This window comes from Deltaproteobacteria bacterium (assembly GCA_026388545.1).
Lineage (GTDB): Bacteria > Desulfobacterota > Syntrophia > Syntrophales > UBA2185 > JAPLJS01.
On record JAPLJS010000027.1, the window covers coordinates 1 to 19,076 of the forward strand.

The window sequence follows — 19,076 nt, forward strand, 5'->3', positions numbered from 1 at the left end:
AACTTGCTACGAATATCCTCCAATATGATTTCAAGATGATCGTTTTCCATGATTAACCTCTTTTTAGGGGCAAGGGACACAAAATAGGTGCAAGGGACAAGGGGCAAGGAAAAATAATAGGTTCAAGGTTCAAGGGATACGCTTAGAGTGTTTACTACATAGGTGACCTGGTCGGAGGTTAGTTCAGGGTACATCGGTAGAGAAACAAATTCGGAAGCGCATTTTTCGGCAACAGGGAAGCTGCCTTGACCGAGACCGAGGAATCGATAGGCATCCTGGAGATGAATGGGAACCGGGTAATGGATGCCGCACGAGATTCCCTTCTCTGAAAGGGAGGTCATCAGCCGGTCTCTCTCTTTTATACGAACGGCGTAAATATGGTAGACATGTTTTGCATAGTCTGCAACGTGTGGTTTGATGATGCCATGTAGTGGAGAAAGCAGTTTATCATACTCCTGTGCATGTTTTCTCCGTGCTTCGTTCCACTTGGGCAGGTATTTTAGCTTAACGCTCAGAACGGCACCCTGTATTCCATCCATCCTGGCATTCCAGCCGATCATGCTGTGGTAATATTTCTTCGCCTGACCGTGATCCCGGAATATCCTCATTTTCTCGGCAAGGGAATCATCGTTTGTGACAACAGCTCCCGCCTCACCATAGGCGCCTAAATTCTTTCCCGGATAGAAACTGAAACAGCCCGTATTTCCTATTGATCCTGCTTTATTTCCTTTATACTCCGCGCCGTGTGCCTGACAAGCATCTTCGATTACATACAATCCATGTTTCCTGGCTATTGACATGATGGGGTCCATGTCTGCCGGTTGCCCGAAGAGGTGAACAGGGATGATGGCCTTTGGCCGAGGGGTTAGGGTAGGGGAGAGGCGCTTCTTGAGGCAATCTTCGAGTTTGTTGGGGTCCATGTTGTAGGTTTTCGGATCGATATCGACGAAAACCGGTTGGGCTCCGCAGTATGTGATTGCTTCGGCGGTGGCTATGAAAGTGTTCGGGACGGTAATGACCTCATCACCAGGTCCAATTCCTAAAGCAATGAGGCTCAGCCAGAGGGCATCGGTACCGTTTCCCACACCGATGGCATGCTTGCAGTTGCAAAAGGTGGCAAATTCCTGTTCAAATTTAGCAACAAAAGGTCCTCCGGCAAAGGCGGTATTTTCCATGACTTCGTTAATGGCTTCGTGGATTTCATTCTTTATGGTTTTATACTGGGCTTTCAGGTCTAAGAATGGAACATTCATGGTTTCCTCCAATGAAAATAGGGGCAAGGGGCAAAAAATAGGGTCAAGGGGCGAGGAAATAAAATAGGTTCAAGGGGCAAGGGGCAAGTTATATACAGCTCCGCCCTCTCGATTACATCGAGGAGTAAGGAATAAGGAACAAGGAACGGGTAACGAGTAACAAGTAACAAGTAACAAGGTGCAAGGGTCTAGTAGAACCAATATGAATTAACCCATGTGTTTATATAATAGTGTTCCTAAAACGTTCAGTAGTGGTATCGGCAATTTATTAAAAAACTTATGTTGGGAATCTGATATTTTTGGAGATTCTTTTACAAAGGAATCTTTCCGAAAATCGTATCTGTAATATTTAATAATGTGCTCCTTTGTTCCCCATCCTGATTTAAACTGTCTCAGCCCATCGTTGTCGGTTTCCGTTCTGCCGAAACACAAGCTTTTATAGCCGTTTTCACAACACCATTTTATGGCTTCCCACATGACAAGATTGTTAGCTCTCAGGCGCTGATAAGTCCTGTCTGAGGCGCCATACTTATATATCACTTTTTCTCCAAAAAGGAAGTAAACATTGCTGGCAATTGTAATATTATTAAATGTGGCCTGGGAAATAAATCCTGAATTTTTTGAGATAATCCGGTCATAGATGTTTTTGAAGAAATAATAGGGTTGAGGGGGAAGGCCATGATCCCTCCGGGTTAAAGAGTTGAGGCGGTAGAATTCATTCATTGCGGTTAATGAATGTGCAATTTCCATTTTTACATCTTCTTTTTCAGCCTTTTTTATGTTTCTTTTAGTTGAATCCCGCAAGTGAGAAAATATTTTATCCTGACCATCGGTAAGGTCGAGGGTATGGCCTAAATAGAACATTGATGGTTCTTTTTTTTCTAAGAAGGTTTCGCCACCTCTGATCTCGAAATACTTCCAGCCATGTTTTTTGCCGTAATCAATTACAAAATTGAACAGCGCCTGAAATTGTTCCGGTTTAGAAGTGATTGGTTCACAGTAATCGGTGAAAGGGAGGGAAACACCTCTCTTGCCTGTGAGCAAACTGCTTATTTCCATGACCGGCATTACTGCCGACAGGTTTTTTTGTTCATTCTCCATGAGATAAAGAGGTTTATAGCCGTAGGATTTGTGGAGGATTTCAGCCCAGGTTGAAGAGTGGAAGAAAGAATAGTCGGGAAAGGAAAGGAGCAAACTATCCCAGTTTTCGTGCTCGATTGGATTTGTGATACAGATCATATCAAAATATAGGGGCAAGGGGAAAGGGGCAAGGGACAAGGTTCAAGGACAAGATATAGGTTCAAGGGGCAAGGTTCAAGGTTCAAGGACAAAATATAGGAGCAAGGTTTAAGGTTCATGTTTTTATGTGAATTTGCGACGGGCTTTAATTAAACCATTTAGCATCGATGATATTTCTTGTGCCTCTCTTGACCATTCCTCACCGATTTCTTTGTCAATGTATCCGATATCTATTCCAATGTAAATTTGGGTTCGCAATTCGCCACATGAACCCTTTGCATAGGATAAAAACATTACACTTTCCTTGTGTGATTCTCTTTCGAAACCTTCAGCGATATTGCTTGGTATCGATAGCCCGGAGCGAGTAATTTGATCTTTGAAACCGTAATCTTTGAGATGTTTCAGCCCTCTATAAATATTTGCACTTAAATTGGTTGCACGTTTCCAGACCTCAAGATCCTCAAACCTCATTCCCCTAACCTTGTCCCTTGAACCTTGAACCTTGAACCTTAATTATTCTTAAAATTTTTGCGGGATTGCCGGCAGCGATGGTATTCGGAGGCACATCTTTTGTGATGACGCTTCCCGCGCCTAAAATGGCGTTTTCGCCGATGGTAACATTGGCAAGTATGGTACAGCTGGAGCCGATTGAGGCGCCCTTTTTCACGAGGGTAGGCGCTACAGTCCAGTCGGCCTCGGTTTGCAGTGAGCCGTCCGGTGCTGTCGCACGAGGGTACATATCATTGATAAAGGTGACATTATGTCCGACAAAAACGTCGTCTTCAATAATTACCCCTTCACAGATAAAGGTATGGCTGGATATCTTGCAGTTCTTGCCGACAGAGGCGTTTTTCTGTATCTCGACAAAGGCGCCGATCTTTGTGTTATCGTCAATGGTGCATCCGTAGAGGTTGATGAATTTCGAGAGTTTGACATTCTTGCCAAGCGTTACGTCATCGGCTATACAGAGATAGTTCATAGGTACACCATCTCTCCCTTATTCTTCAAAGATCGGGTAGATGCTTCAAGCAGTTTAACCACTCTAAGTCCTGCCACTCCGTCATTTATGATTCTTCCGCCGTTGCTTATATAGTCGACAAATTTTTCAACCATGAGCTTGAGAGCTTCGGTCTGTTCGACTCTGGGCGCCCACATGTCTCCGGAGCGATAGGAGACCAAGAGATTGTACTTACCTTCTTTGGTTTTTACCTGGACGCCTTTATCGTAAATTTTAATTTTTTCGTCCGGCTCTAAATCGTTCCAGACAAGCATCTTTTTTTGTCCCCCGATCAGGGTGGTTCTCACCTTGACAGGGGAAAGCCAGTTGACATTGATATGCCCGATAATATTGTCTTTAAAGTATACTGTCAGGTAAGCTATATCTTCCAGCCCACGGTTAAAGTGTTCGGCTCCGGTTGCTACAACAGCCTGTGGTTTTTCACCGATCACATATTCCATGATAGAGATATCGTGCGGTGCGAGATCCCACACCACATTGATGTCGTGCTGGAAGAGGCCCAAATTGACCCTGATGGAATCGTAGTAGAAAAGATCACCTAAGACGTGGTCCTCAACAAGTTGTTTTATCTTCCTCACGGAACCTGTGTAGAGGAATGTATGATCCACCATTATTTTCAGGTTCTTTTTCTCGGCTAACTCAATGAGTTCTTCACCTTCAGCGCTGGTGTAGGTGAAGGGTTTTTCGACGAATATATTCTTGCCTTCTTCTAAAGCCTTCTTTGCAAGTTCGTAATGGGTAAAGACCGGTGTTGCAATAGCTACGACGTCGATATCAGGGTCTTTGATCAGCTCATTGAAGTCACTTGTGACCTTGATGCCGGGATACGTCTTCCGGACTTTTTTAAGGGCTTGCTGATTCATGTCGCAAACCATCTCCACCTGAGAACCTTCCGCCGTGCTGAAGTTTCTTACGAGATTGGGTCCCCAGTAACCGTATCCGATTATTCCTACTCTAATCATAATGTGTTTCCTTCAATTTTAAAGGTTCAAGGTACAAGGGTCAAGGGTCAAGGTGCAAGGGTCAAGGGTTAAGGTACAAGGGTCAAGGGTTAAGGTACAAGGTTCAAGGTTCAAGGTTCAAGGTTCAAAGTTAATAGGCTCCCTTACCCGTCAGTATTACCCATGGGGTCTTCAGGAGAAGCTTGATGTCAAGCCACAGCGACCACTCATTTATGTATTTGAGGTCGAGGCGTACCATTTCATCAAACGTGGTACTGCTTCTGCCGGTTACCTGCCACAGCCCTGTAATACCCGGTTTGACAGAGAGTAACCTCCGTCTGTGCCATATATCATAAATTTCGCACTCGTAGGGGATAGGAGGCCGTGGCCCGACAAGCGACATTTCACCCTTCAATACATTAATGAACTGCGGGAGTTCATCAAGACTGGTTTTTCTCAAAAAGTGGCCGATGGCGGTAATCCGGGGGTCGTTATTTAATTTATAGACGCCCGGCGTGTTCGCATCGCCTTTCCCCTTAGCGATATATTTTTTAATGTAATCCTTGTGGCGATTTTGATCGCTGTTCGTATACATGGATCGGAATTTCAGGAATGTGAATATTTCACCGTTGAGCCCCATTCTTTCCTGTTTAAAAAATACAGGTCCGTTAGAGGTCAGTTTGACTGCTGCGGCAATAATCAAAAAGATCGGGAAAAATAACAGAAGGGCAAACAGGCTTCCTGTTATATCTAAAATCTTTTTTAGGGATGATGTTGTCTGTCTGGAGATACTCGGTCTTGAAAGATCGGGATAGAGGGCTATATTGAACAGACTGTTGTTGATTACGGTGTTTCCATTCTCCTCGGGAAATACGTGGAAAGATACTTTGATCTTCTTGACATCCTCCGCATCAAGATTCTCGCCAATTTTGTTTTGCAGCTTGCGGAAAATTTTTTCTATCGAACTTTCTTCAACCGAGGCCATCTCCGTAAATATGGCGCCTATGGTCTTATTGTGTTCGTACCATCCTTGCAAATCCGTTTCTCTTGAACAGGAAACAATGACCGATTTTACTTTCTCATACATGGAAGCATTGCGATTTTTTGTTTTCAACCCTGAGAAGTCAAGGAGGATGAGGAGAAAAGGTTTTTTCGATCGCTCCGTCCTTTTCCGCTCGATCCGGAGCATATGGTGAAAGTGGGGTGCACTGTAAAATGTGTGGTCTCCATCATGTGAAGGTTCCATGGCCGTTTCCGAAGGTTTCACAAGGAAGTTAGCTAACATTTTGCCATTCAACCCAGGTATATTCATGACGACACCTATAGATTTGCTGTTTATAAGGTTTGCGATTAATTAAAAAGTGACCGTCGATAACCTGGACTGAAGTATTTCTTATTTTAAAATACATTTCAAGAGTAAAAGAATTTTACGAATAAAAGGTATTTACAGGTAAAGATGCTTTACGGATTTCTCTTGAAAAATTCTTTCGGTTTTTTCAAACGCGATATAATTTTGTCCTTTAAGTTTTGAGGTTCTTTACTGCTTCTGTAACGATAATCATAATAGTAACGGTGTGTTCCAAAATATCGTGAATGAAGCGCTGATGATTTAAATTGCATATCATTTAACACAACACCGATAATTTTCTCTGTTTTAAGTAATTTAACGGCCTGCTGAACAGATTCTCTGGGTGTTACGCCCGCCCTGACTACAAGGATAATACCATCGACCATTTTATCGAGGACATTCGGTTCCGTTGTAGCCAACACAGGTGAAGAATCAAGAATGATGTAACGGTCACTGTACCGCGATTTTAGTTCCTGAACCAGGGCTTCCATCTTCTGTGAGCCTATCAGCTCGACAGGGTTATCCTGAGAGCTCCCACCACAAAGCAGACTGAGCTTATCGACATGGGTTTTGACCAGGAGTTCAGGTATTTCAATCTCTCCAAGAAGGTAATCGGACAGACCCTTTGCTTCTTGCATTCCAAACCAACGTGAAAGCGTCGGATTGCGGAGGTCACAATCCACGAGCAAGGCATGGCTATGCAATTCGATGGCGATACTGATTGCCAGGTTTATGGCAATGAGGCTTTTGCCTTCTCCACTGAAAGCGCTTGTAACGAGGATCGTCTTCGTTTGATTTTGCAGATCAGGTTTGAAAAGGTATGTTCTCAGTTTGCGAAATTGCTCCGCGACTATGGAGCCAGGCTGAAAAAATGAGACCAACTTATTGTCTAAAACAGCATCGTCGGATGCGGTCTTAACAGAATCTTCCTGAGGTTCCTGTATTCTTTCCTTCTCCGCCTTCTGAAGCGCTTCAAACATTTTACCCATAGTCACTCACACCTTAAATATTCGTAGTTAACATCGGTTCTTTCAAAAAAAACTTGAATGAGCATTGTCCATTCCCCTTGAACCTTGGACCTTTTACCTGTTTTTTATAATTTGTAATAAATACTCCCCATATCCATTTTTTTTCAAAGGTTCGGCAAGACGGCGAACCCGGTCTGCATCGATATAGCCCATTCGAAAGGCAATCTCCTCAACACAAGCGACTTTGAGACCCTGGCGCTTTTCTATAGTCTCGAAAAACATACCTGCTTCAAGAAGCGACTCATGTGTTCCCGTATCGAGCCAGGCGAAACCGCGACCAAGAATTTCAAGCTGGAGTGTTCCTCTTGCAAGGTATTCTTTATTAAGATCCGTAATTTCAAGCTCTCCCCGGGCTGAAGGCTTTAACCTGGACGCGATTTCTATCACGTCATTATCGTAGAAGTATAAACCGGTCACCGCATAGCTGGACTTGGGGTTTGAGGGTTTTTCTTCAATGCTCAGCACTTTTCCCTGCTCATTAAACTCCGCAACACCATATCTTTCCGGGTCCCGGACCCAATATCCGAAAATAAGAGCGCCTTTATCTATTGTCACCGCTCTTTTTAAAATCTCAGGCAGGCCATGGCCATAGAAGATGTTATCCCCCAGGACGAGACAGGCATTGCTGTCACCGATGAAATCTTTTCCAATAGTAAATGCCTGGGCAATGCCTTCAGGTTTCCTTTGTTCGGCGTACGAAAAACTGAGGCCCCACTGTTCGCCATTTCCCAAAAGACTCTCGAATCGTGGGAGATCTTCCGGGGTCGAGATGATCAGAATATTTCTGATTCCTGCCAGCATGAGTACAGAAAGAGGATAATAGATCATGGGCTTGTCATATATGGGCAATAACTGTTTGCTGACCACTTTTGTAATCGGATGGAGTCTGGTACCGGCGCCGCCCGCCAGAATAATACCTTTGTAACTCGATTGATGAAAATTTATTGATGAATAAACCATTTGTTTATGCTCCACGCCTTAAAATTCCATATTTCTGAATGTTCAGGAAAAAGTAAAATTAGAATGATCCCTGCGCACAGAAACAGTATAAAAATAATGAGTAATATGGGTAACAGTTTACTCTTTTTAATCGCGTGTGACCCTTCTAAATCTTTGATCACTTCCTGAATAATTGATTTCCCGATTCGGTCTTCCTCACGTGAAAATCCTGTGAGCAGGGCATTGTCGCATAGAATATTGATCAAACGGGGGATCCCTTTTGAGTATTTATATATTGCCTTTATAGCGCCTTCATCGAATACGGAAAGATTCCGCGCTCCTGCTCTCTTCATCCTGAACAGAATGTATTCTCTCGTATCCGCAAAATTCAGAGTATTTAAATGGTAACGAACGGAAACCCTCTGTTTTAGAGCCCGAAATCTCTCATCGGCAAGAGTCTTGTTCAATTCCGGTTGTCCCAGAAGAATGACGTGGAGAAGTTTGTTCTTCGATGTTTCCAGGTTGGTAAGCAACCGGACTTCTTCAAGAAGTTTCGTATCCAGGCTTTGGGCTTCATCGATAATTAAAAAAACCCGTTCGTTCTGAGTATAGCACGTCAGAAGAAAATTATGCAATAATGTGAGATTCTGTCCCCGTGACTTGACGCCATCTGATTTTAATCCTAAATCTTCGCAAATATAATTGAGGAAGTCATCCGGATCCATGACGGGATTGAAAATGTAAGCCGTTCGCACATTCCCGTCTATTTTATTTAAGAGTGTATGTACAAGTGTCGTTTTGCCGGTACCCACCTCTCCGGTAATGACGGTGAACCCCTTTTCTTCTTTGATGGCATATTTCAGGTGTGCGAGAGCTTCTTTATGATTCTCGCTCAGATATACAAATTTAGGGTCGGGCGTTATATTAAATGGCTTTTCTTTAAAGCCATAAAACTTTTCGTACATAGAGCAATATAATTTCGTTCCCGCGAAAGTGGGAATCTGTCATGCTTTGAAAATACTGGATTCCCGTCTACACGGGAATGACAGATGATTAATTGTATTTTTATAATGGTTACGCCGCTTTTTGCTCGATATTGGGAATAGTTGCCAGCACTCTGAGCCCGAGAGTGACTTCAACATCTCCGGCATCGTGGAATGATCTGTCCATTTGCTCCCGAATAATTGCCGCCCCAAAACTGCAACCTATGCTCACCACAAAACCAATGAGAAGGACTTTCGGTATATCCGGGGAGAATGGCTTTTCAGGGACGCGGGCAGGATCAATTACCCTGAACTGTTCTCCCTTTTGCCGCCGTTCCAGATTTTCCGACTGCTGAGCTTCCTGGCTCTTTTTCAAAAGTTGTTCGTGCGTTTCCTTGGTATTCTGGTATTCCCGGGACAATGATGCCATCTCCTGCTCCCGTGAGGGAACGTTTTCAATACGTGCCCTGTATCTGTTGATCTGAGATCCTATGTTTGTTTCTTCCGTCCGGAATCTCTTTATTTCCATGTCGGTCATTGCCAGTTGATTTTTCAATTCCCTGTATCGTGGGTCGCTTTTGACATTGTAGGTGTCCTTTTTTGTTTCCAGGTCGGCGAGTTTCTTCTTTGTCACAATTACGTCAGGGTGGCTTTCCGTGTATCTTGACCTTAAGTCATCGAGTTGTCTTGTGAGAGAATCCTTCTGAGATTCATAGGTTCCGGCTATCTCAGGGCCTGTAGAGGAATATCCCAGTACGGATGATGAGGTGGACGATCTGCCTGGCGCTCTTGAAGTAACAGTGGTACCTGAGCCGGTTATTGGCAATTCAAGGTCGGAGAGTTGCTTCTGTAGAAATAATTTGCGGTCCTGTGCAGCCCTCAGATTTTCCCCGACCCTCTGGTATTGCATCTGCAATTGTTCTAAAATTTTCAGATTGGTATCCCGTTGCTCAGGCAGTTCACCCATGTGGTGTCTCTTATACTGTGTCACTGCCGCCTCAAGCTCCTCTAACTTTGCCTTCTTAGCAGTAAGTTCACTGGTTAAAAACTCTGTCGTTCCCACTGCCTGCTGCTCCCTCAGTTTCAAATTCTCTTCGATAAAAAGGGAAGCCAGCCGGTTGGCAATGGCGGTAGCCATATTCGGATCTTTGCTGATATAGCCGATCGTAAAATAGCCCTTTTCCTCTTTTTTGGTGGGAAGCTCAACCTTGATGTCCTTCTGCATCTTTTCCACGATCTCTTCCCGGGTGAGATTCTTGCTCTCAGACTTATAAAGGCCGAATTCATTAATAACCTGTTCCAGACGTGTCCTGCTCATTACCTCCTGTGAAATCGATTGAAGGCGCTCTTCGATTCTTGAAGTTACTGTGGAGGGAACAAGCGACTCCGGCACTTTTTGCGGTGTTACGAGAACGAGTGTCGAGGCTTTATAGAGCCGGGGGGCAAACGTTACATAGAGAACGGTTCCAATTATAATTACCAGAAAAGGAATCACGAGATACCAGATTCTTCTGTGTAAGATTTCCAGGTAATCATCAATGTTATAGGATCGTGCAGGATTGATCATAGTTATATTTACTCTTTCAGTAAAACATTTTATCTTGTCATTAATACAAAAATAAATCCATACGGGGTTAGAAAACCCCGTCTATCGATAGGCGGTACATTCCTGTGCCGCCCGTCATGCATAATTTTCATGATTCGTGGCGCCCCACGGGGGCAGGATTAATACGAAAATACCCCCTCCCTTTCATTCCGCCCACCAGGGGAGGGAGAAGAGAGCATAATATCTGGATTCCCGCCGCAGTTTATCCCCGCGAAGGCGGGGACGGGAATGACTATTGTGGGGCGGGAATGACATATTTTAAGGAGCGGGAATGATCAATAATCAGTATGTTGCGGTGATTCTTATAATTCCCCTGTTTTCGGTGTAATCGTTCGCATCTATGTTCGAAGTTCTTTCCCTGTGTGAGATCTCCAATGCCAATGTCAGCCATTTTAACGGCGTGTGAGAGAGTGTGCCGCTCGCTCCCCAAATCCAGTCTTTCCTGTCCTGGTCAAATTCTGCCCGCTCCACGTTGCCGGAAAAACCGACAGACGTTCTCTTTTCCAGGTAGTGTGTTATTGACCCCGTCAACCGGTGGTATCGGTTAAAACCCAGATTTTCTGAAGTAAAATAATCTTCCGTATACCCACCCTGCAAGCTGAGGATGTAGGTTGTCCGGACGTCAAGATTTGTGATACTGGCTTTATAACTTGGGCCGTCTGTTTTCTCGCCGATTTCAGGTTCTTTCCAGAAATATCCAACCTGTGCCGATGCATTGAAGGTTGGACTAAACGCGTATGTTATACCCACAGACGGTTCATGGATGTCGTAATCTGTAGATGGGGGATCAAAATTGCGCTGTGAAAACGTGTATTCTGCAAAGATGGATGATTTTGGACTGATACGATTCGTATAGCGGCCATTTGCCCTGTGACCGGTCATGTCGGGAGTAAGGTTAAAATCCCCGATTGTATAGCCATACTCAAGGTGGATGCCATTTTTCTGGTTAAACCAATAATCGAAAAAAGGATTAATATAATCTTCCCGGCTGTCCTGTCCGACTGTGCTTTCTGTTCTGTAAATGTTATTACGATAGTTGAGGCCCAAACGATTATCCGGCCCGAATTGATATTCAATCGTTGGCGCTACAACGTTTCGCCAGTAAATAGACCTTTCCGTTCGTGTAGAGAGTACATACTTGTTTTCCTCTGTAGTAGTGAAGTATTCCCGTTCTCTCTGCTCGTCAGATCGAATGAAGGATTCCTTCAGATAAAAATTAAAATGCTCTTTTGTGAGGTATTTAACATTTAACGATCCATTATGACTGACATATTTACTATCCGTTTCTTTTCCATAATAGACCAGGCCAAGGTTGTAATCAAAATCCACACCTGACACTTTGTCCATGTTCGTATACTTCAACCCAGGTTTCACCGTCGTAATGTAATCATCCTTTTTATTTGTAGAGGCGAGATTGATGTTATCATTGTATTCTTCCTCAACGGAAATGTAAGGGTGGAAACCGGGTTCAACAGCTCCACTCTGGGCATGAACCGAAACCGGTAAATATATGCACAAGAACGCAACGAAAAAGAAAAATATTTGCATAATTAGCCTCTATAAAATCTTTCGAAAAACCTCAAAAAAATATTTTGACAGGCGGGACGCCTGTCCCACGGATGAATTATGGTACAATCACCAAATCTCCTCGTTTAATAGTGACATCCGGTTCTTTTCCATCGATTATTTTCTTGTAATTGACCGTTATTCTTTTTTCAGCACCTTTTTCTTTTCTGATGATTAAAACTTTTTTCTTGTCGGCCCAATCCGTAAAACCTCCGACCATAGTCATGAGCTGGACGAATGATGTTTCACTGCGAAGCCGGTGAACGCCAGGTTGTTTGACCTCGCCGGAAACGAATACCTTGAAACTGTTTGCCTCCATGACCGTTACGGAAACGGTCGGGTTGTCTATGACGGTCTTCAGTTTTTTGGTCAAAACCTCTTTCAACTGGAGCGGTGTCATATCGGCTGCCTGTATATCATCGATAAGAGGCAGGGATATCTTGCCATCCATTCTGACCGGAACGGTTTTCGACATTTGCTCTTCTCTCCAGACGAAAATGTGAAGGACATCTTCGGGTCCTATTATATACTGGTCGCTGTCGGTGGCAACTTCACCCTGAGTCTTTTGAGGTGGTGTGACATCTTTACTCTTTTGGGGATAAGCCGACGTCGGCAATAACATAAGAAGAAAAAATAATGCCAATATAAAAATCCGCGTTTCCCTTTTTTTCATCTTCCGAAGCTCCTGATTGGAATTTAATAATATTAAGAATATGACAATATATCAAAAAAAAAGTATATGTCGAGATATTTTTATTTATTAGCAGGCTTTGAAGATATATCTTGAAATATACGAAGAACATCGCTATGATGCGTCACCGTATCACCGTTGGAATGAATTTTCTAAAAAAGGTAACGTCAGACATTGTAATTGATAGATAAGGGAAAAAGTCATCTCACATGTTCGATAGAATAAAAAATTCACTTACAGGACGGGATTCTCTTCTTGGGCAAGAGTCAAATGATAACCCACCCGTAGGACAGGCGTCTCGCCTGTCATTTGATTGAATATTGATAGTATGTTTGAAAAAATAAAGGAGATCGGCAATGCAATTTTACAGGAACAACTCATGGGTTTTCGCTTCTCTCATCCTTTTTTGCGCTCTTTTTTTAACGCTCTCGGGGTGTTCGCCAGAGGCAAAGAAAGAGAGGCACATGAAGAAAGGCGAGCAGTATTTCTCGGAAAACAAAATACAGGAAGCTATTTTAGAATATAAGAATGTCATTCAGATAGATCCGAAAGATGCCAAAGCTCATTACAAATTAGGGCAGGCGTATTTAAAATCAGGATTATTCCGGGAGGGATTCGCCGAGCTTTCAAAAACCGTTGAAATTGATCCAGGCATGATGGATGCGCAGCTCCAGTTAGGTAATCTGTATCTTTTATCAGGAAATCGAAAAAAGGCAAAAGAACAGGCTGAGATTGTACTTGCAAAAGAGGCAAACAATTCCTCGGTACACCTTTTACTCAGTAATATCAATATCGCAGAACGGAACCTTGACGGGGCTATTTCAGAGGCGAAAAAAGCCGTTGAAGGGGACAAAAAGCTTGAAGCATACCTGCATCTGGCTAACCTTTATATTATGAAAAAAGATCTTCCCCAGGCAGAGGAGATGCTGAAAGCCGCAGTCAAAGTCGATGAGAAAAACCTCAGGGCACGGTACTCTCTGGCCGAGTTTTATCTTCGAACGGGGAAGAGGGATTTGGCAGAACGTGAGTACCTGGAAGGTGTAAAAATTGCGCCGGAGGATGCAAACGCGTACATGACCCTGGGAAATTTTTATGCCGCCACGAATAGACCTGAAGAGGCGGAGAAGCAATTTTTGAAAAGCACGGAATTATCACCGAAGAACATTCCTATCCGTATCCACCTGGGAAACTTTTACCTGGCATGGGGTAAAAAAGACAAGGCCGAAGCGGTATTTAAAGAGGCTGTTGATAAAGATTCCAAGAATATCCAGGCCCTGGCAAGATTGGCCGATTTTTCCATAAATGAAAAGAAGTACGACGAAGGACTCCAGTTAACGGAAAAAATTATTCAGATTAATCCCAAAAGCCCCGAAGGGCTGCTCTTAAAAGGAAGGATCTATTTAAGCAGAAATCAATTCAATGAAGCTCAAAATCTCTTTCAGGCTTATTTAAAAGACAATCCAAAATTCCCGATGGGGTATTACCTCCTTGCTATGGCTCATTTTGGGAATCGGGACGTTCAACAGGCGAAAGCGGCTCTGGCTGAGGCAACAAAACTGAGCCCCAAATGGCAGGAACCAAGACTTCTTGCTGCCGACATCAATATAAGAGAAGGAGCTTACGATCAGGCCGTAGATGAGGCAAAAGCAATCCTGAAAGACTACCCTAAAAGTATTCAGGCTTATATGGTCATGGGCAATGCATATCTGATGAAGAGAAATATTCCCGGTGCTTCAAAAACCTTTGATGAAGTGATAAAAATTGCGCCTAATAATCCTGTGGGCTATACACAAATGGGCCGGATACTGCTCGTTCAGAAAAAGGAGAAAGATGCCCTTGCAAAGTTCGAGAAGGCTCTATCGCTGCAACCGAATTATATAGAACCCCTGCAGTACATAATAGCAGTCTATATGAACAAGAAAGAATATAGAAAAGCATTCGACAGGGCAGCAAATCAACTTATGATCGCACCCAATAATCCCTTCCTGTATGGCATGCTGGGAGGTCTCTATGAGGCGAACAAGGATGTGGCGAATGCGGAAAATTACCTGAAAAAAGCAATCGAACTGAATGCGAATATACCGGCTCTCCACATTTCTCTTGCAAACTTTTATATGCGTCAGAGGCTGGTCGACAAGGCAAAAAATGCATACATGTCGGCAATTGAAAAGGCCCCTGATTCTCTCGGAGCTCATATGGCTCTGGGAATGATTTATGAGAGCGAGAAAAACTATGATAAGGCAAAAGACCATTATATCAAGGCTCTGAAGGTTAATCCCAATTTCCCGCCTGCCGCGAATAATCTTGCCTATATATATGCAGAGAAGGGTGGAAATATCGATGAGGCGCTCAATTTAGCACAGAAAGCGAAAGAGCAGGTTCCGGACGATCCTCATGTATCGGACACACTGGGATGGATATACTACAAGAAGAATGTTCCGAGCAGGGCCATTGTGTACCTGAAAGAGGCAAACGAGAAGGTTCCGAACCAGCCTATGATAAAGTATCATTTGGGGATGGCGTACTACAAAAACGGGAATTTCGATCTGGCGAAGAAAGAACTCAATGAGGCATTGAAGATAGATCCTAATTTTGAAGGCGCTGAAGAAGCAAAGGCTACACTAAGATCAATTAAGTAATTGAACGGGGGGACAGGCGAGACGCCTATCCTGCGGGTGGTTGTAGTGATATCGGCCTTTTAATGGCCCATGTTACATACGTTTTTCAGCCTGTTTGAGAATATCGGACAAAGAGCATCCTTTTTGACCGGTAGCTACCCCGAAGGACATGACGGGCAGAGGGCCACGGTACTCTTTAGACTGCATTGTGATGGCATCTCTGAGACGGGCTATCGCTGTTTCGCCGATTTTTTCATCCGATAGCGGCAATATGGCGGCAAATTTATTTCCCCCGATTCGTGAAACGACGTCTTCGGTGCGAAAGACCTTAAGCGCCTGAGCAGTACGTTTCAAAAGCTCATTTCCCGCTTCAACTCCATGGCTGACATTGACTGATATAAGGTTGTCCACGGTAATAACAACGATACTGACCGGAAACAGTCTGCCGCGCTCATGTCTGACCATTTCCTCTTCAAAATAGGCACGGTTGTATAGACCGGTAAGCACATCATGAAAACTGAGGTACCAGAGCTTCTCTTCTGTTTCTCTGAACTCGCTGATGTCGATAGATAAACTGATCACGCCTATAATGGAGCCGTCGTCACTACGATAGGGCATTTTGTCGGTCTGTATCCATCGGTGCCCTCGCGCGGATGGGTACATCTCTATAATACCTCTTTTTGATTGGTCTAACGCCATGACGCAGTTGTTGTCTTCATGGTAGTGGGCTACCTGATGCGCGGGAAGGTTGGGGAAGAGTTCTGAAATCGTCTTCCCGAGAATTGATTCAATCGGTCGACCCAGGGATTTAGCAAACGCTTCATTGACCTGGATAAATCGATGATTTTTATCTACGTAGAAAATACTCGTAGGAATAGAGTTTAGAACGAGTTGTAAATCTTTTCGCTCCCTCTGAAGTTCTTCATCGATTCGCTTGCGCATGGTTATATTGCGAAGGATTCCATGAACGGCAATTCCCCATTTATACGGTATAAACAGGAGGGTCGTTTCACATTCTATTTTCCTGCCATCTTTTGTCAGTGCCGCTAATTCAAATTGTTGGGACGAGAATGCTCCGCGGGATCCTTTCTGTATTTGTTCAATTACATAATTACGGCTCTCGGGTGCTATGAGGGTTATCGTGTTAAAGTCGGGGCTGCATACTTCTTCCGCTGTTATACTAAAAAGTTCCTCAAAACGCCGGTTGACAAACTCGAACTTTCTGTCAAAAATAACGAAAATGGCATCAGTCGGCTGGTCTACGAGCGCAAAGTAGTGCCCCATTCTTTCATTGAGATCCATTTGTTCCTGCTTCCAGGTGGCTTCCAACTTTTCCAGTTCAGCCACCCGTCCACGCAGGGAGGATATTTCTTCAATGAGGTCTTCTTTTGTTCTTTTTTTATCTTTCATTGTTTCAGTACCTGCCTTTATTATCACATTAAATCGAGGATTCAAGGATTCGAGGGTTCAAGGGTTCAAGGGTTCAACGGAGATGAACCTAAATTAATAGCTTATTATAATGCAGGGAATGTGAGATAAATATTTTACTTTGTCAAGTGTATTTTATTATTTTTGCAATTAAAGATTGCGACTAACAAATAAAGTTGGCACAGGTTTTGATTGTATATAACGATAATTTATAGTCCGGAGTCAATTATGACTGTTCCCATAAGAAATAACATTGACGTTCTTACATCAACTTCCAGGGACATTCTGGAATACAAATTGAAAATGCAAGGTCAAGCAGGTGGTAAGGATGCCGTTACGTTTGACACTATTTTGAAAGATGCCATGTCTTCCGCGCCGACACTGGATAAAGAGCAAATTAACATGCTCCTGTTCATGATGAAAATGCAGATGAATGAGCGGTTATTTCGTGTTGTCACGGATGATAAAAAGGGTGGTGATCTTCATAGACCATTCTATGGACTGATAAACAAGAATATTGCCGGTCCTCTGCCGGAACCGTCAGCGTCAAAATTACAGCACCAGCCTCAAAAAAATGACAATATTCCACCCAATGGCGATATCGATGCGATTATAAGTCAAGCCGCGGATAGATTCAATCTCGATCCTGATTTGATACGAGGAGTTATAAAGGCTGAAAGTAATTTTAAAATTCACAGCACATCCTCCAAAGGGGCTATGGGTCTTATGCAACTCATGCCGGCCACTGCCAAAGATCTTGGTGTTAAAGATCCTTATGACCCTTATGAAAACGTTATGGGAGGGACGCGCTATTTGAAAGGACTCCTGGATCGATATGATGGTAATGTTGATCGTGCGCTTGCTGCATATAACTGGGGGATGGGCAATGTGGAGAGGTACCCGGACAGGTTACCCCGGGAAACCAGAATGTATATTTCGCGGATCAAACAGTATTTCTTTGAAGCAAAGGCTTAGTCATATTCAGACAGGCGAGAAGCCTGTCCTACGTGATAATTTTTTCCATGCAAAGTGATTTTTATTCTACCGGTAGGGCAGGCGTCTCGCCTGTCACCTTTGAAGAAGAATTCGCATCAGAATCCCATTTCTCCTTTCCATCCTGCGAGTGCTTCAAGGGAGCGTTGCGCAAAAAAGCGTCCCCTGTCTTTTTTCGGGACTTTTTCTGGAAGAGCAGGGAAAAGTCCGAAAGTGATATTCATCGGCTGAAAAGTCCTTTGATCGGCATGAAGTATATAGCGTAGGAGGGCGCCCAGGGCTGTCGTTACGGGTGGCGGCGTCATTCCTTTTCCTGACAGGTAACAAAAAGCACTCAAACCCGCAATAAGACCAATTGCTGAGGATTCGACGTATCCCTCTGCACCCGTAATCTGACCGGCGAAAAAAATGTTGTCATTCGATCGTATTTGAAGTGATTGCCTGAGGAGGGCAGGGGAGTTGATAAATGTGTTGCGATGTATGCTCCCGTATCTCGCGAACTCCGCGCTTTCCAGACCCGGAATCATTCTTAATATACGACGCTGCTCGGGCCATGTCAGTTTCGTCTGAAATCCCACCATATTAAAGAGTATTCCATTCCGGTCCTCCTGCCGTAGTTGCACCACAGCGTATGGTTGTATTCCTGTTTTCGGGTCTATTAATCCTACCGGTTTCATCGGTCCGAAGGTGAGCGTTTGTTTTCCGCTTCCGGCAAGAATCTCAATAGGAAGGCAACCGCTGAAGAATTTCAGTTCTTCAAAAGGTTTCAGAGGAACCTCTTCACCCTCTATCAGTGCCTGCCAGAATCTTTCATATTCATCTCTATCCATGGGACAGTTTAGATAATCACCTTCACCACTGTTGTCATATCTTGATGCCCTGAAAATCTTTGTATAATCGATAGAATCTCCTTCAATGATCGGCGAAATAGCATCATAGAAGGAGAGGTAATTACTGCCCGTCAAAGCGGCAACTTCAGTCGCCAGAGCATCGGACGTTAGGGGACCGGTGGCAATAATGACTATAGCATCACGAGGGATTTCCCGCACTTCTTCCCTTACGACCTTCAGCCGTTTATGGGAGAGGAGTATTTCTTCGATGGTGAGTGAAAAAAGTGTCCTGTCTACGGCTAACGCCTTGCCTGCGGGAACGGCAGTTCTATCTGCCGCCTCTATGATGAGAGAGTTCATGATGCGCATCTCTTCCTTGAGGAGACCCACAGCGTTTTCCGGCATATTGGAGCGAAGTGAATTACTGCATACCAGCTCCGCCAGATGGGGTGATGTATGGGCAGGGGAAAACACAGTGGGTTTCATTTCATAGAGGGTAACCGGGTGGCCCTTTCTCAATAACTGCCATGCTGCCTCACAGCCGGCAAGGCCGCCGCCTATTACAATGATGGGTTTATCAGGAGTCATTTTTTAA

The 19,076-nt window shown here is 43.9% G+C and carries 16 protein-coding genes; 2 read left to right on the plus strand and 14 right to left on the minus strand.

The genetic code is table 11. From position 1 onward, the window contains the following. Positions 1-122: 122 nt before the first annotated feature. From NTW12_02650 to NTW12_02705, 12 genes are all read right to left on the minus strand, one after another. Complete coding sequence (locus NTW12_02650; protein MCX5845246.1) at positions 123-1,253, minus strand: DegT/DnrJ/EryC1/StrS family aminotransferase; 1,131 nt, start codon at positions 1,251-1,253, stop codon at positions 123-125. A 207-nt stretch (positions 1,254-1,460) separates the two neighbouring features. After that, the gene (locus NTW12_02655) at positions 1,461-2,492 is read right to left on the minus strand and encodes a GNAT family N-acetyltransferase (protein ID MCX5845247.1); all 1,032 of its coding nucleotides are present in this window, start codon (positions 2,490-2,492) and stop codon (positions 1,461-1,463) included. Positions 2,493-2,615: 123 nt separating this feature from the next. Continuing rightward, positions 2,616-2,963, minus strand: a complete 348-nt coding sequence (locus NTW12_02660) for a four helix bundle protein (protein MCX5845248.1) — start codon at positions 2,961-2,963, stop codon at positions 2,616-2,618. 4 nt (positions 2,964-2,967) lie between these two features. Further along, positions 2,968-3,471 carry an acyltransferase gene (locus NTW12_02665; protein MCX5845249.1) on the minus strand — a complete coding sequence of 168 codons (504 nt, stop codon included), beginning with the start codon at positions 3,469-3,471 and terminating at the stop codon, positions 2,968-2,970. After that, positions 3,468-4,472, minus strand: coding sequence for a Gfo/Idh/MocA family oxidoreductase (locus NTW12_02670; GenBank protein ID MCX5845250.1), 1,005 nt, complete (start codon positions 4,470-4,472; stop codon positions 3,468-3,470). Before NTW12_02670 ends, NTW12_02665 begins: the two co-directional genes overlap by 4 nt. A gap of 130 nt (positions 4,473-4,602) precedes the next feature. After that, entirely contained in the window at positions 4,603-5,736 is a 1,134-nt protein-coding gene (locus NTW12_02675; GenBank protein MCX5845251.1) for a sugar transferase, read from the minus strand. A gap of 176 nt (positions 5,737-5,912) precedes the next feature. Then, positions 5,913-6,788, minus strand: a complete 876-nt coding sequence (locus NTW12_02680; protein ID MCX5845252.1) for a polysaccharide biosynthesis tyrosine autokinase — start codon at positions 6,786-6,788, stop codon at positions 5,913-5,915. 93 nt (positions 6,789-6,881) lie between these two features. Continuing rightward, positions 6,882-7,787 (minus strand): glucose-1-phosphate thymidylyltransferase RfbA, encoded by a 906-nt coding sequence (rfbA, locus tag NTW12_02685; GenBank protein ID MCX5845253.1) that lies wholly within the window; start codon positions 7,785-7,787, stop codon positions 6,882-6,884. Further along, complete coding sequence (locus NTW12_02690) at positions 7,769-8,731, minus strand: AAA family ATPase (protein MCX5845254.1); 963 nt, start codon at positions 8,729-8,731, stop codon at positions 7,769-7,771. Before NTW12_02690 ends, rfbA begins: the two co-directional genes overlap by 19 nt. Before the next feature lie 109 nt (positions 8,732-8,840). Continuing rightward, positions 8,841-10,316, minus strand: coding sequence for a Wzz/FepE/Etk N-terminal domain-containing protein (locus NTW12_02695; protein MCX5845255.1), 1,476 nt, complete (start codon positions 10,314-10,316; stop codon positions 8,841-8,843). A 321-nt stretch (positions 10,317-10,637) separates the two neighbouring features. Continuing rightward, the gene (locus NTW12_02700) at positions 10,638-11,903 is read right to left on the minus strand and encodes an outer membrane beta-barrel protein (protein MCX5845256.1); all 1,266 of its coding nucleotides are present in this window, start codon (positions 11,901-11,903) and stop codon (positions 10,638-10,640) included. Positions 11,904-11,979: 76 nt separating this feature from the next. Beyond that, entirely contained in the window at positions 11,980-12,594 is a 615-nt protein-coding gene (locus NTW12_02705) for a polysaccharide biosynthesis/export family protein (protein MCX5845257.1), read from the minus strand. A gap of 374 nt (positions 12,595-12,968) precedes the next feature. Here NTW12_02705 and NTW12_02710 point away from each other — a divergent pair, with 374 nt between their 5' ends. Continuing rightward, entirely contained in the window at positions 12,969-15,251 is a 2,283-nt protein-coding gene (locus NTW12_02710) for a tetratricopeptide repeat protein (protein ID MCX5845258.1), read from the plus strand. A gap of 72 nt (positions 15,252-15,323) precedes the next feature. Here the strand turns inward: NTW12_02710 and NTW12_02715 are convergent, their stop codons facing one another. Further along, a complete protein-coding gene (locus tag NTW12_02715) occupies positions 15,324-16,640 on the minus strand; it encodes a PAS domain S-box protein (GenBank protein ID MCX5845259.1) in 1,317 nt (438 codons plus the stop codon). 246 nt (positions 16,641-16,886) lie between these two features. On the opposite strand from NTW12_02715, the gene NTW12_02720 reads away from it, so the two are divergent. Beyond that, positions 16,887-17,633, plus strand: coding sequence for a lytic transglycosylase domain-containing protein (locus tag NTW12_02720; protein ID MCX5845260.1), 747 nt, complete (start codon positions 16,887-16,889; stop codon positions 17,631-17,633). Between the two features lie 116 nt (positions 17,634-17,749). Here the strand turns inward: NTW12_02720 and trmFO are convergent, their stop codons facing one another. Next, on the minus strand, positions 17,750-19,069 hold the full coding sequence (gene trmFO, locus NTW12_02725) for a methylenetetrahydrofolate--tRNA-(uracil(54)-C(5))-methyltransferase (FADH(2)-oxidizing) TrmFO (protein MCX5845261.1): 1,320 nt from the start codon (positions 19,067-19,069) through the stop codon (positions 17,750-17,752). Positions 19,070-19,076 lie beyond the last annotated feature (7 nt).

Bases quoted from the DNA above. Each gene is read 5' to 3' on its own strand.
- NTW12_02675 (MCX5845251.1), bottom strand. From the start codon at position 5,736: ATGTTAGCTAACTTCCTTGTGAAACCTTCGGAAACGGCCATGGAACCT.
- NTW12_02705 (MCX5845257.1), bottom strand. From the start codon at position 12,594: ATGAAAAAAAGGGAAACGCGGATTTTTATATTGGCATTATTTTTTCTT.
- NTW12_02680 (MCX5845252.1), bottom strand. From the start codon at position 6,788: ATGGGTAAAATGTTTGAAGCGCTTCAGAAGGCGGAGAAGGAAAGAATA.
- NTW12_02690 (MCX5845254.1), bottom strand. From the start codon at position 8,731: ATGTACGAAAAGTTTTATGGCTTTAAAGAAAAGCCATTTAATATAACG.
- NTW12_02700 (MCX5845256.1), bottom strand. From the start codon at position 11,903: ATGCAAATATTTTTCTTTTTCGTTGCGTTCTTGTGCATATATTTACCG.
- NTW12_02655 (MCX5845247.1), bottom strand. From the start codon at position 2,492: ATGATCTGTATCACAAATCCAATCGAGCACGAAAACTGGGATAGTTTG.
- NTW12_02660 (MCX5845248.1), bottom strand. From the start codon at position 2,963: ATGAGGTTTGAGGATCTTGAGGTCTGGAAACGTGCAACCAATTTAAGT.
- NTW12_02665 (MCX5845249.1), bottom strand. From the start codon at position 3,471: ATGAACTATCTCTGTATAGCCGATGACGTAACGCTTGGCAAGAATGTC.
- NTW12_02720 (MCX5845260.1), top strand. From the start codon at position 16,887: ATGACTGTTCCCATAAGAAATAACATTGACGTTCTTACATCAACTTCC.
- rfbA (MCX5845253.1), bottom strand. From the start codon at position 7,787: ATGGTTTATTCATCAATAAATTTTCATCAATCGAGTTACAAAGGTATT.
- NTW12_02710 (MCX5845258.1), top strand. From the start codon at position 12,969: ATGCAATTTTACAGGAACAACTCATGGGTTTTCGCTTCTCTCATCCTT.
- NTW12_02715 (MCX5845259.1), bottom strand. From the start codon at position 16,640: ATGAAAGATAAAAAAAGAACAAAAGAAGACCTCATTGAAGAAATATCC.
- NTW12_02670 (MCX5845250.1), bottom strand. From the start codon at position 4,472: ATGATTAGAGTAGGAATAATCGGATACGGTTACTGGGGACCCAATCTC.
- NTW12_02695 (MCX5845255.1), bottom strand. From the start codon at position 10,316: ATGATCAATCCTGCACGATCCTATAACATTGATGATTACCTGGAAATC.
- trmFO (MCX5845261.1), bottom strand. From the start codon at position 19,069: ATGACTCCTGATAAACCCATCATTGTAATAGGCGGCGGCCTTGCCGGC.
- NTW12_02650 (MCX5845246.1), bottom strand. From the start codon at position 1,253: ATGAATGTTCCATTCTTAGACCTGAAAGCCCAGTATAAAACCATAAAG.